The organism is Mesorhizobium sp. P2_A8 (genome assembly GCF_056404935.1).
This window is the reverse complement of the sequence record NZ_JBFUDB010000004.1, coordinates 89,431-102,701: the sequence shown is the minus strand read 5'-3', so window position 1 is coordinate 102,701 and position 13,271 is coordinate 89,431. Positions and strand designations below refer to the sequence as shown.

General features: G+C 64.4%; 11 protein-coding genes. 2 read left to right on the top strand and 9 right to left on the bottom strand.

Annotation, left to right across the window (positions count from 1 at the left end; all coding sequences use genetic code 11):
- Positions 1-38 precede the first annotated feature (38 nt).
- The 9 genes from sfnG to AC1D10_RS12965 form a co-directional block, all read right to left on the bottom strand.
- Positions 39-1,142, bottom strand: coding sequence for a dimethylsulfone monooxygenase SfnG (gene sfnG / locus AC1D10_RS13005; RefSeq protein ID WP_477272248.1), 1,104 nt, complete (start codon positions 1,140-1,142; stop codon positions 39-41).
- A gap of 168 nt (positions 1,143-1,310) precedes the next feature.
- On the bottom strand, positions 1,311-2,765 hold the full coding sequence (locus AC1D10_RS13000) for an FAD/NAD(P)-binding protein (protein ID WP_477272246.1): 1,455 nt from the start codon (positions 2,763-2,765) through the stop codon (positions 1,311-1,313).
- The gene (gene ssuD, locus AC1D10_RS12995) at positions 2,762-3,934 is read right to left on the bottom strand and encodes an FMNH2-dependent alkanesulfonate monooxygenase (protein WP_477272244.1); all 1,173 of its coding nucleotides are present in this window, start codon (positions 3,932-3,934) and stop codon (positions 2,762-2,764) included. The genes AC1D10_RS13000 and ssuD overlap by 4 nt, the downstream gene beginning before the upstream one ends.
- A gap of 241 nt (positions 3,935-4,175) precedes the next feature.
- Entirely contained in the window at positions 4,176-5,081 is a 906-nt protein-coding gene (locus tag AC1D10_RS12990; RefSeq protein WP_477272242.1) for a dihydrodipicolinate synthase family protein, read from the bottom strand.
- 11 nt (positions 5,082-5,092) lie between these two features.
- Positions 5,093-6,805 carry an IlvD/Edd family dehydratase gene (locus AC1D10_RS12985; RefSeq protein WP_477272240.1) on the bottom strand — a complete coding sequence of 571 codons (1,713 nt, stop codon included), beginning with the start codon at positions 6,803-6,805 and terminating at the stop codon, positions 5,093-5,095.
- Positions 6,806-6,819: 14 nt separating this feature from the next.
- Positions 6,820-7,599, bottom strand: a complete 780-nt coding sequence (locus AC1D10_RS12980; RefSeq protein ID WP_477272238.1) for an SDR family oxidoreductase — start codon at positions 7,597-7,599, stop codon at positions 6,820-6,822.
- A 24-nt stretch (positions 7,600-7,623) separates the two neighbouring features.
- Positions 7,624-8,574, bottom strand: coding sequence for an L-arabinose ABC transporter permease AraH (gene araH, locus AC1D10_RS12975; RefSeq protein WP_477272236.1), 951 nt, complete (start codon positions 8,572-8,574; stop codon positions 7,624-7,626).
- Positions 8,575-8,584: 10 nt separating this feature from the next.
- A complete protein-coding gene (gene araG, locus AC1D10_RS12970; protein WP_477273093.1) occupies positions 8,585-10,096 on the bottom strand; it encodes an L-arabinose ABC transporter ATP-binding protein AraG in 1,512 nt (503 codons plus the stop codon).
- Positions 10,097-10,168: 72 nt separating this feature from the next.
- Positions 10,169-11,161 (bottom strand): arabinose ABC transporter substrate-binding protein, encoded by a 993-nt coding sequence (locus AC1D10_RS12965; protein WP_477272234.1) that lies wholly within the window; start codon positions 11,159-11,161, stop codon positions 10,169-10,171.
- Between the two features lie 256 nt (positions 11,162-11,417).
- Here AC1D10_RS12965 and AC1D10_RS12960 point away from each other — a divergent pair, with 256 nt between their 5' ends.
- On the top strand, positions 11,418-12,107 hold the full coding sequence (locus tag AC1D10_RS12960; protein ID WP_477273091.1) for a FadR/GntR family transcriptional regulator: 690 nt from the start codon (positions 11,418-11,420) through the stop codon (positions 12,105-12,107).
- 6 nt (positions 12,108-12,113) lie between these two features.
- Positions 12,114-13,262, top strand: coding sequence for a galactonate dehydratase (gene dgoD / locus AC1D10_RS12955; RefSeq protein WP_477272232.1), 1,149 nt, complete (start codon positions 12,114-12,116; stop codon positions 13,260-13,262).
- Positions 13,263-13,271 lie beyond the last annotated feature (9 nt).

Here is a 13,271-nt window from a genome sequence, read left to right as displayed (position 1 = left end):
TGCTGGCCGGAAGCCTGTCCGGCCAGTCGGTGGGGTGGCTACTCTGCTGCCAACGACGCAGCCGACTCGGCATTCTCCAGCTCGCGAACGAGCGGGATGACATGCTTGCCGAAATACTCGACCTCTTCCTGGAAATGCAGGAAGCCGAGCAGGATGAGATCGGCGCCGGCACGCTTCAGATCGACGATGCGTTCGGCGACCTGGCTCGGCGTGCCGATCAGGTTCGAGCGGAAGCCGTCATTGTACTGCACCAGATCGTCGAACGACGACTTCGCCCAATTGCCCTCACCTTCCGGCGAGGCCTTGCCGGCATTCTTGACCTCGTGACCGAAGGCGTTGACGGCCTCGGGATTGGCTTTGGCGATGATTTCTGCAAGCACCGCCTTGGCCTCGTCCTCGGTGTCGCGGACGATGGCAAAGGCATTGACGCCGACCTTGACGGAATGGCTGCTGGCCTTCGCCTTGGCCTGGATGTCGTCGACCTGTTTGGCGATCTCGGCCGGCGTGTTGCCGTTGGTGAAGTACCAGTCCGAGACGCGCGATGCCATGTCGCGCGCGGCGCGCGACGACCCGCCCTGGAAGATTTCGGGCAGCGGATGCGGCGGCTTCGGCTTCAGCGAATATTCGTTGAAGCGGTAAAAATCGCCACGGAAGGTGAAGCTGTCCTGCGTCCATATTCCGCGCAGCGAGCGGATGAATTCCTCCGAGCGACGATAGCGCTCGTCATGGTCGAGCCAATGCTCGCCGATGGCGTGGAACTCGCCGCGAAACCAGCCGGAGACGAGGTTGATGGCGACGCGGCCATTGGTCAGGTAGCTGATGGTGGCGATCTGCTTGGCCGCCAGCGCCGGGTTCCATGGTCCGGGCAGGATCGCGGCGATGACCTTGAGCGTGGTGGTCGCGGCCAGCAGATCATGGCTGAACGCCACCGACTCATGCTGCTCGTCGGCGCCGTAGCCGGCGGTGAAGCGGATCTGGCTCAGCGCGTAGTCGAAACCGGCCTTCTCAGCGATTTGCGCCAGCTTGCGATTGTACTCAGCCGAATGGCTGGTGCGCTGCTCGATGTTGGAGATCACCAGGCCACCCGAAACATTCGGCACCCAGTAGGCGAATTTGATCGCGTCGGATTCTGCGTGTGCCATGAACTGTCTCCCCTTCAGGCCGTGTCGTTGCTCGGTCCGACCGCAGCCGGGTTTCGCCGATATTTATTATGTTTATAGAATATATATACAAAGAAGGATTTTTCGTTTTTGGGACCCTATCGGGATGGAAATACCAATTTTTTGCGCGGCCCATCCGGCTCCCGCTTGTCAGCCCGCGACCGGACCGTGCGCGGCATTGGCGCCGACGGCCTCGGCTGGCGTGTCGAGCAACTTTGCAATCTCGGCCGCGACGGCCTGGGCATGGCGGGCAACCTCCGGCAGGCCCATGAGTTCGCCGAAAGTCCCTCGCGCCAGCGGACCGGCGACGAAGAGTGTCGCGACCGCCCTGCCGTCCCGGCCGACGGCGCGGCTGTCGCGACTTGTCTCGATACCCAGCCCATATTGGTCGGCCCTGATCAGCCCGGCCTCGGTCAACGAGCGCAATGCCGGGTTCAGCTGAAGCGACTGCCCATGAGCCGGGCCCGTGGTGTTGATGACGGCATCGAAGCGCGCAGTCTCGATCTGCGTCCGCCCGCGCCATTGAAGGCTGACAGCCAGGCCGCCGTCCTCATGGTTCGATGCAACAAGCCTGGCGGCAATATTGTCGAACGTGCCGGCTGCGTGACGCCGGTCGAGCACGGCCGCGACCTGCGGTGCGATCCGGAAACGATGCACGTCCCAGAATACGCGCAGCTGGCGGACCAGCCTTGCCCGTTCCGGCGGAGCAAGTGCGGCCCACAGCACCGGCCCCTGCAGACGCAGCTGGTCGAAGACGGACTGCCAGTTGACGTTGGCCACCCGCGCCGCTGCCAGCGTGGCGCGGATGTTTTCGAGCAGCTGAAGCGCCGTCGTGGCCGGCGTGGTTGCAAAGTCGCCGAACGGCTCGCCCCTGATGTCCGGGTGGCCGCGCGAGCGCAGCCCGCGGCGAGACAGCGCCAGGATGCGGCCGTGATGGCCACGGCGATCGAGTTCGGCGACCATGTCGGCCGAGGTCAGTCCGGAGCCGACGATCAACACAGACGCGTCCGGCCCGATCCCGGCAAGCGCGGCAGAGGCGTATGGGTCGGCGATGAAACCTGGCGCTTCCGCCAGCGAGGTCAACGCAGCGGGAATATTGGGCAGCGGATGCGTCGCCGCCAGGACGACGATGTCGGCGGCAACCGGCCCGCTGGAGGTGTGCACGGTCCAGGCCCTGCCACCCGCGTCACGTGCGGCGCCTGTGGCGAGACTGCTGACGTGGCGCACCGCGCCCGCGCTGAGCCAGGGCGCCAGCTGCTCGGCGACGTAGCGGCCGAACACGCGCCGGCGCGGATAGACGTCGCCATTCTTCCAGATGGCGTCCGGGTCGCGCTCGAGTTCGCCATCGCGGCTCAACCAGCGCGCAAAGTGCTGCGGATCGTCAGGCGCCATGCTCATTCTGACTGCGGGGACGTTGACCCGATGCGACGGCTCCGCGCTGGAATAGGCAAGGCCGCCGCCGATCACCGGTCGCGGATCGATCACGGAAATCGACGGGCATTCCGGTCGAGCTGTCCGTGCCAAATGCCAGGCCACCGCAGCGCCGGAAAAGCCGCCGCCGATGATGGCGACGCGCAATCGGCGGGCTGGAGGGAGCGCGTTCACGAGGCGCTGGCGAGCGACTTCGGCCGATGATCGCCGGCGATGGTCTCGCCGAACGGGCCGGTGTTGACCGACGAACCAGCGACTTTCACCGGATGATCGGTCGGCAGTTTCGGCAGCACCAGTTCGCCGAAACGGTAGGCTTCCTCGAGATGTGGATAGCCGGACAGGATGAAGGTATCGATGCCGAGGCGACGGTATTCATCGATGCGTTCGGCGATCGTGTCGGGGTCACCGACGAGTGCTGTCCCGGCGCCGCCACGCACCAGGCCAACGCCGGCCCACAGATTGGGCGCGATCTCGAGCTTGGCGCGGTTGCCGCCATGCAGTGCGCTCATCCGCGCCTGGCCCACCGAATCCATGCGGGCAAAGACTTTTTGGGCCGAGGCGATCGTCGCGTCGTCGAGCCGGCTGATCAGACTGTCGGCCGCTGCCCAGGCCTGCTCGGTCGTTTCGCGGGCGATGACATGCAGGCGAATGCCGAAGGAAAGCTTGCGGCCGGCCTTCTCGGCCAGTTCACGCACGCCGTCAAGCTTGCGCTCGACATCGGAGGGCGGCTCGCCCCAGGTCAGATATTTGTCGATCTCCTGCGCCGCCACCACGGATCCGGCATCGGACGAGCCGCCGAAATAGAGCGGCGGGTACGGCGTCTGCACCGGTGGAAACAGCAGCCGGCCGTCCTCGATGCGGAAATGCTTGCCCTCATGTGCGACCGTCTCGCCGCTCAGCACGCGCTTATAGATCTGCAGGAATTCCTGCGTCACCTCATAGCGCTCGGCATGCGACAGGAAGATGCCGTCGCCCTTGTTCTCGAGCGGATCGCCGCCGGTGACGACATTGATCAGCAGGCGGCCATTGGAGATGCGGTCGAGCGTCGCGGTCATGCGGGCGGCGAGGGTCGGCGATTGCAGGCCGGGCCGCACGGCGACGAGGAAACGCAAGCGCTCGGTCAGCGGCACCAGCGCCGAAGCGATCACCCAGGAATCCTCGCAGGCCCGGCCGGTTGGCAACAGCACGCCGTAATAGCCCAGCGTGTCGGCGGCCTTGGCCACCTGCGTCAGATAGGGCAGATCGACGGCCCGGCCGCCTTCGGACGTGCCGAGGTAGCGGCTGTCGCCATGCGTCGGCAGGAACCAGAGCACCTTGATGCGGTCTGGAATATCCCGGGTCAAGGCTTGCCTCCCGCGGTCGGGCGGCGACCTTCTATGCCTGATGAGATCGGGGGCGGGCGCAAAAGGGTGGGCATGGCGTGGTCCTGTCCGGGTGGAAACCAGATCGCCAGTGCAGATTGCTTATTCTATAAATTCTGTAGAGTTAGTTTATTCTAAATCCGTGACAGGGATTAGAATTTCTCTCCTCGGCCGGTGGTGGCAACCCGGCTCGCTCGGCGCACAAAGGCCTCGGCGTCGGCAACTAGCCCGGCAATCGCCCCAGATGGGCAGCGAAGCGTGCCACCATTGCAAGGCCAGCCTCGCTAGGCCGCATCGCCGGAGCCCGATCGTGTATCGGGATGCCGGCGCGGGCGCCAAACAGCCGCTTGCCGTAGCAGATCAGGTTCTCGATTCCCTGCATGACGAAGACCGCCGCCGGCAGCATTTTTACATACTGGGTTTCGGCCGCTGCTTCGTCTCCGGTGCGGAATGCATTGCAGGCGCGCACGGCAAGGTCGATGCAATCGGGCGCCAGGATCATGCCGCGGCAACCGACGCGGAAATTGTCGATCAGTTCCAGGCCGCCGCGCCCATTGAAGACGGGAATGCGGCCTTCGGTGCGTTCGATCACCCCGGCGATGTCGGTGACCGGACCTTCGCCCTTGATCAGCCGGATGTTGGGATGAAGCGTGACGAGGTCGCGGATTTCGTCCGATGTCAGGCCGCGCCCGAAAAAGGCCGGCGCGTTCTGGATCGCCACCGGCAGGTCGGTCGCCTCGGCGACACGGCCGAAAAAGCGGATGTATTCCACCGCTCCATAGGAACCGACGGGTGGCGGCTGCAGGATAACCCAATCCGCCCCAACACTTTCGGCGTGGCGGACCTGGGATACCTGCTCGGCAACCGAAGAACCGAAAATGGTGCAGGCTACCGGCACTTTTCCGGCTGTGTCTTCCGCCGTCCAGTCCATGATCGTCCGGCGCTCGGCTTCGGTGAGCTTGGCGACTTCCGTCGCCAGGCCAAGCGCCGCCATGCCATGCACGCCGGTCGCCAGGCAGATCTCGACCTGCCTGCGCATTGCCGCGCGATCAAGCCGCTCGTCTTTGTCGAAGAGCGCGTAGAGGATGGCGTGGATGCCATGGATATCATCGGGCCGGAAATTCGGCATCCCGGTCACCCTCAATGGCTTTCGCGCGGGATAGCGTGGCCTCGGCTGCCGACAAGAAAATCGAGGTCGGCGCCACGATCCGCCTGCAACACACGGTCAACGTAGAGGCCCTGATAGCCGCCGCGCATCGCCGGCTCCGGTGCGATCCAGGATATCCGCCGTCGCGCGAGTTCCTGTTCGGACACGTCGAGATGCAGCTTCCGCGTTTCGACATCGAGCTTGATGATGTCGCCGCTCCTGACCAGCGCCAGCGGGCCGCCGACAGCTGCCTCGGGGGCCGCATGCAGCACGACCGTGCCGAAGGCGGTGCCCGACATGCGGGCATCGGAGATGCGGATCATGTCGCGGATGCCTTGCTTGAGCAGCTTCTGCGGCAGCGCCATGTTGCCGACTTCGGCCATCCCCGGATAGCCCTTGGGGCCGCAATTCTTCAGCACCATGATCGAACCCTCGTCGATGTCGAGCAAGGGATCATCGACGCGCGCCTTGTAGTCATCGATATCCTCGAAGACGACGGCGCGGCCGCGATGCTTCATCAAGGCCGGCGAGGCGGCCGACGGCTTGATGATGGCTCCGTCGGGCGCCAGATTGCCGCGCAGCACCGCAATGCCGCCCTGGGCGGTAAGCGCCTTGTCGCGCGGGCGGATCACCTCGGGATTATAGTTCCTGGCGTCGGCGATGTTCTCGCCCACGCTCTTGCCGCTGACCGTGAGCGCGTCGAGGTCGAGCAGGTCGGCGATCTCCTTCATCACGGCTGGAAGGCCGCCGGCATAGCAGAAATCCTCCATCAGGAAGCGGCCGGACGGCATCAGGTCGAGGATGGTCGGCACGTCGCGGCCATAGTGGTCCCAATCGTCCAGCGTAAGCTCAGTGCCGACGCGGCCGGCAATCGCCAGCAGGTGCACGACCGCATTGGTCGAACCGCCGATCGCGCCATTGACGCGGATGGCGTTGGCGAAGGCCGCCTTCTTGAGGATCGCCGATGGCCGAAGATCCTCATTGACCATCTCGACGACGCGCCGCCCGGTCATCCGGGCGATGCGGCTGCGGCGGGCGTCGACGGCTGGATAGGTAGCGTTGCCCGGCAGCGACAGGCCGAGCGCCTCGACCATCGATGCCATGGTCGAGGCGGTGCCCATGGTCATGCAATGGCCAGGCGAGCGCGACATGGCGCTCTCGGCACTGGCGAAATCCTGTTCGCTCATCACCCCGGCGCGGACGTCTTCGGAGAATTTCCAGACATCGGTGCCGGAACCGATCTCGCGACCCTGGAAGCGGCCGTTGAGCATCGGCCCGCCGGAGATAACGATCGACGGCAGGTCGCAGGAAGCGGCGCCCATCACCAGCGACGGTGTGGTCTTGTCGCAACCGGCCATCAGCACGACGCCATCCATCGGATTGCCGCGGATCGCCTCCTCGACATCCATCGAGGCGAGGTTGCGAAACAGCATCGCAGTCGGCCGCAGATTGGACTCGCCGCAGGAGAAGACCGGGAATTCGAGCGGCAGGCCGCCGGCCTCCAGCACGCCGGCCTTGATGTGTTCGATCAGGCCACGAAAGTGCACGTGGCACGGGGTGAATTCGGAAAAAGTGTTGCAGATGCCGATCACCGGGCGGCCGTCGAAGGCATCGTCGGGCAGGCCGTTGTTCTTCATCCAGCTGCGGTGGATGAAGGCATCCTTCCCCAAACCGCCGAACCAGTGCTGCGATCGTCTCTTGGTCATGGTCTTCCCAGTGTTCAGGCGGGGTGCTGCAGCTGGCTCAGCCCGCCATCGACGACGAGGCTGGCCGCGTTCATGAACGGGCACTCGTCGGAAATCATGAACACCGCGGCAAGCGCGATCTCGCGCACCGAGGCGATACGGCCGCCAGGATGCAGCGCCATGGTGTTGGCGCGCGCCGCGGCCGGGTCAGGAAAGCTGTTCCAGTAGTCGATCGCCTTCTGCGTCTCGACATAGCCGGGCGCCAGCGCGTTCACGCGCACGCCTTGCCCCGCATATTCCAGCGCCAGCGATTTGGTCAGGCCGAGCAGCGCGTGCTTGGCGACGGGATAGGGGAAGGTGTGCGGAATGATGGTGAAGCTGTGCGTCGAGGCGATGTTGAGGATGACGCCGCCGCCGCTTGCGATCATGCCCGGTAGCACCGCCTTGCTGCAGTTCCAGGCGCCCTTGACGTTGACGTCGAAATTGCGGTTCCACTCCTCCTCGCTGGTGTCGAGCGGCGTCGAGAACACATTGACACCGGCATTGTTGATCAGCGCGTTGATCGGGCCGATTTCATCGTTTGCCCAACCAACGGCAGCGGCAATCGCGGTGCCGTCACTGATGTCGGCGGCGATATGTCCGACATGGCCCTGCGGTGCGGCAAGACCGGCGACGGTCTTGTCCAGCAGCGCGCCATCCTGGTCGACCAGGAATAGCTTTGCCCCTTCGGCAAGGCAGGCCTCGGCGATTGCCAGCCCGATGCCTTGCGCGGCGCCCGTCAGGAAGATGCGTTTGCCGGACAGGCGCTCAGCCATTTTGGTCACTCCAATCGAAGACGATCAACGCCGCCCCAATGCCGACGAGCGCAGATTGTCGAGCAGCACTGCCAGGAGCAAAATAACGCCGCGCACGATGTACTGGTAGAAGGCCGGGATGTTGAGCAGGTTCATGGCGTTTTCGGCGATGCCCATGATCAGCACGCCGACGATGACGCCCGACATCGTGGCGCGGCCGCCGGCCAGGGAAACGCCGCCGAGAACGCAGGCTGAGATGACCGAAAGCTCCAGCCCGACCGCCGCGTTGGGCTGGCCGGAAGTGATGCGCGATGCCAGCAGGATGCCCGCGATGCCGCAGACGACGCCCTGGAGGGCGAAAATCCAGATCCGCGTCCTGTCGACATTGACGCCGGCAAGCCGGGAGGCCTCCGGATTGCCGCCGATGGCGAGCGTGTTCTTGCCGAAGACGGTGCGGTTCAACACAAAGCCGAAGATGCCGAAGAGAGCGGCCAGCACCCAGATCGGTGTCGGTATGCCCAACAGTTTCGACAGCGCGAGCTGGTAGAAATCAGGGCTGTTGATGCCGACGGCGCGGCCGTCGGACGCGATCAGGGCGAAACCTCGCACGATCTGCATGGTGGCCAGCGTGGTGATCAGCGCGTTGATGCGGAATTTGGCGATGACGACGCCGTTGATGAAGCCGACGAAGGCGCCGCAAGCGATTGCCGCCAGAAGGCCGAGCAGGATCGAGCCGGTGGCGTTGGACGCCATCACCGCGACCATACCGGCAAAGGCGACGATCGAGCCAACCGACAGGTCGAAGTCGCGCGCCGCGAGGCAGAACATCATTGTGCAGGCGACGATGCCGACGGTGACCACCGACTGCAGCAGGCCGAGCATGTTGCGGTCGGTGAGGAAGTTCGGCACGAGAGCCGACACCAGCGCGAAGGCAACGAGGAAGATGACGACAAGCCCCTGTTCGCCGAGCAGGATCTTCTTCAACTGATCGGTCATGGCAAAATCCTCAGGATGCGATCGCGTCGGGGGTTTTCTTGTCGGGAAGAGCCGCAGCCAGGATCGCCTTCTCAGCGAACTGGTCGCGGGCCAGTTCGGCGCTGATGCGGCCACCGCACATCACCAGGATGCGGTCGCAGATGCCCATCACCTCCGGCAGTTCGGACGAGACGACGACAATCGCCATGCCGTCCTCGGCAAGCTGGTAGAGCAGTTCGTAGATTTCCGATTTGGCGCCGACATCGATGCCGCGCGTCGGTTCGTCGACGATCAGAACCCGCACGCCCTGCTCGGACAGCCAGCGGCCAAGGATGACCTTCTGCTGGTTGCCGCCGGAGAGGTTGATGATGTCCTGCCTGCGCGACGGCGTGCGCACCTTGAGCTTTTTGATGAAGGTTTCGGCCGTCGCGATCTCGCTGGCGCTGTTGAGCACGCCAAAGCGCGTGTGATGGCGCCGCGACGAGATGTTGATGTTCTCTTCGATCGAGCGGCCCTGGATGATGCCGTCATGCTTGCGGTCTTCCGCGCACAGCACGATGCCGGCCCGGATCGATCCATGCGGGTCGGTGGCAGGGACGATCTTGCCGTCGACGGTGATGGTGCCGCCCGAGCGCGGGTCGGCGCCGAAGACCAGCCGCATCAGTTCCGAGCGCCCGGCGCCGATCAGGCCGAAGAAGCCTACGATCTCGCCGGCGCGGGCCTCGAAGCTGGCGGGCGTCATCAGCTTCGCCCCGGACAGGGTCTCGACCTTGAGCCTGATATCGCCGGTCTTGCGCGGGCGAAAACCCCAGATGTCCGAAATCTCGCGGCCGACCATTTCGGCGACGACCTGATCGCGCGTAACGTCCTTAAGTGAGGCATGGTGCGCCGCGAGCCTGCCGTCGCGCAGCACGGTCAAGCTGTCGCAGAGCCGGAACACCTCGTCGAGCCTATGCGACACATAGATGATGACCTTGCCCTCGCCGCGCAGGCGATCGATCAGGGCAAAGAGGATTTCGCTTTCACGCGAGGACAGCGACGAGGTCGGCTCGTCCAGTGCGATGACGCGCGCGTCGAGCATGATCGCCTTGGCGATCTCGATCATCTGGCGTTCGCCGATGGACAGCGTCTTGACCTTGCGGCGCATGTCGATGTCGATGCCGGCCGATTTCAGCTTGGCGCCGACGTCTTCCAGCATCCGGCGGCCGGCGATGATGCCGGCGCTGGCGGGAAAGCGGCCGAGGCTGAGGTTTTCGGCCACGGTAAGCTCGGGAACCAGCTGCAGTTCCTGGTGGATGACGATGACGCCATTGTCGAAGGCATCCCGGGTCGAGGCATAGGCCTGGACCTTGCCGTCGATGCTTATCTCGCCCTCATCGGCATGCTGGTCGCCGGAAAGGATCTTGATCAGGGTGGACTTGCCCGCGCCATTCTCGCCCATCAGGCCATGCACCGCGCCCTTGTCGACGCCGAACGACACGTCCGACAGCGCCTTGACGCCCGGATAAGTCTTGGTGATGTGCGAGAAGTCGAGAAAGGACACGGGCATCGATCCTTCTTGTGCGATGGCAAACAGGCGGCGGGGATGAGCCGCCGCCTGTTTGTACAGGGAGGATTATTCGATGCCGAGGCCCTGGCGGACCTTCTGATAGTCGTCGCGCTTGGCCAGCGCACCGGAGGTCAGGATCAGCTTCTCCGGTTCCTTGTTGTTGGCTACCCAATCGTACATGTTGAGCGCCGTCTCGTAGCCATGACGCTTCGGCGAGATGATCACGGTGCCGACAAAGCCGGTGGCGGTCGGCTTCTTGAACTCGTTGATCGCCGAATCCGCGCCGCCAATGCCGACGCCGATCATGCCGTCGGCCGGAATGCCGACGCTTTCGGAAGCGCGCACGGCCCCCAGTACTGCTTCATCGTTGAGGCCGAAAGAGACCCACTTCTTGATGTCGGCATGGGCGTTGAGCACGACCGTCGCCGCGTTCAGCGCAGCCTCGGTGTCGGTCTTGGCCTGCGGCGCGTCGAAGATGTTCTCGGCCTTGAAGCCGTTCGCCTTCAGCACCGAGATGGCTCCTTCGACACGATCGACAGCCGTCGGCAGCTGATCATAGGAGACACGGATGGCGCCGACCTCGTCGGCCTTCCAGCCGCGCGCCTTCATTTCGTCGACGATCGCCTGGCCGACGGCCTCGCCGATCTTGGTGGCCGAGATGCCCATATGCGGCACGTCTTCGAGCGCCTTGCCGTCGGCGCCGACCAGACGGTCGTCGACGGTCATCAGCTTGAGATTGTTGGCGGCGGCCTTGGCGACGATGCCAGGCCCGAGCTTCACGTCCGGTGTGCAGACGATGAAGCCCTGGGCGCCCTGGGCGCCGAGATTGTCGATCGCCGACATCAGCTTCTCACCGTCCTCGGCGCCGATCTTGACGAGGGTAAAGCCCTTTTCCTTGGCGGCCTGGTCGGCGAACTTCCATTCGTCCTGGAACCACGGCTCCTCGGGCTGTTTGACGATGAAACCGATCTTGGTGTCCTGAGCATAGGCAGAAGCGATGGTCGTGACGGACAGCACGGCAAGCGCGCCCGCGACGAGCGCGGTCTTCAAAAGTCGCATGATTTCCTCCCAGCGATAGGCCGGGCGCTCAGCCCGGATGCGGACTCTCTATTCGCTTTTATCATACTCGTCAATTGATCTGGTATGATAATTAATGTACATGCTCTGAGCAGCGATCGCTGGCGCAACTCGTTTGCATCCGCTAATGCCGGGCCGGTTGTGCGAACTGGCAGGTTCGCCGCCTTGGAGGAGGGCTAAGGTGACCGAGATTTCGAAGAAGACACCGGGCGACACGACGACCCGCCGCCCGCGCGTCATGCCCGACGTGACCAAGGCTATGGCCTCGGACATTTTTTCCGGACGCTATCCGGCCGGATCCTCCTTGCCGACGGAAAACGAACTTGGCGTCGAATACGGCGTCAGCCGAACCGTGATCCGCGAGGCCCTGAAGGTGCTGGCCGCCAAGGGGCTGGTGCTGTCGCGGCCGCGTGTTGGCACAATCGTCTGCAACGAGGACGACTGGAACATCATCGATCCGCAGGTGCTGGCCTGGCACGCGCCGCATGCGCTGGACGACAAGCTCTTCGACGCCATTCTCGAAACACGCCGCGCCATCGAACCGCTGGTCGCCGAACTGGCCGCGACGCGCGCGACACTGCAGGAGATCGCCGATCTCGAAGCGGCCTGGCGCGGCATGGCAGGCGCCGGCGAGGACCTCGTGATGTTCTCGCGCTCCGACATCGCCTTCCACCAGATCGTCTATGCCGCGAGCCACAACCCGATCTTTCGCCAGATCGGCAATCTGATCGACACCGGCCTCAAATTCTCGCTGGAAGCGACGGCGACAATTTCGCTCGACCGGCGCCTGGAAGCGGTGGCGGCGCATCGCGAGGTGGTGGAGGCGCTGCGCATGCGCGACGCCGAGGCAGCGCGCGGCGCGGCAAACAGAATCCTCGACCTTGCGGCGCGCGACCTCGTCAGCGCCAAGAAACTCAAGAACAACTGAGACAGCATGAAAATCATTTCGCTCACCACCTACATCGTTCCGCCGCGCTGGCTGTTCCTGAAAATCGAGACCGACGCCGGCGTCACCGGCTGGGGCGAGCCGGTCGTCGAAGGCCGGGCGCTGACCGTCGAGGCGGCGGTCAAGGAGCTTGGTGATTATCTCATCGGCAAGGACCCCCGCCTGATCGAGGATCACTGGACGGTGATGCATCGCGGCGGCTTCTACCGCGGCGGAGCGATCCTGATGAGCGCCATTGCCGGCATCGACCAGGCGCTGTGGGACATCAAGGGCAAGGCGCTCGGCGTTCCTGTCCACGAACTGCTCGGCGGCAAGTTGCGTGACAGCATCAAAGTTTATTCCTGGATCGGTGGCGACCGTCCGGCGGAGGTCGCGGCGGGCGCCAGGGAAATGGTGGCGCGCGGCTTCCTGGCGCTCAAGATGAATGGCACCGAGGAGCTGCAGATCGTCGACAGCCACGACAGAATAGATGCCGCGGTGGAACGCGTCGCCATGGTGCGCGAGGCCGTCGGCCCCAGCATCGGCATCGCCGTCGACTTCCACGGCCGCGTGCACCGGCCGATGGCGCGCATCCTGGTCAAGGAGCTCGAGCCCTACAGGCTGATGTTCATCGAGGAGCCGGTTCTGAGCGAAAATCGCGAGGCGCTGAAGGAGATCGCCGCGCTTGGCTCGACGCCGATTGCGCTCGGCGAGCGACTCTACAGCCGCTGGGACTTCAAGTCGGTGTTCGAGGAAGGCGTCGTCGACATCATCCAGCCCGACCTGTCGCATGCCGGCGGCATCACCGAATGCCGCAAGATCGCGGCGATGGCCGAGGCCTATGATGTGGCGGTGGCGCCGCACTGCCCGCTCGGGCCGATCGCGCTCGCCGCATGCCTGCAGCTCGATGCCGTGAGCTACAATTGCTTCATCCAGGAGCAGAGCCTCGGTATCCACTACAACGCTGCCAACGACCTGCTCGACTACGCCGCCAACAAGGATGTCTTCCGCTACGAGGATGGCTATGTCGCCATCCCCGATGGCCCTGGTCTCGGTGTCGAGATCGACGAAGAGTATGTGAAGGAGCGCGCCAGGGAAGGCCACCGCTGGCGCAACCCGATCTGGCGCCACAAGGACGGTTCCTTCGCCGAGTGGTGACGGGATTGG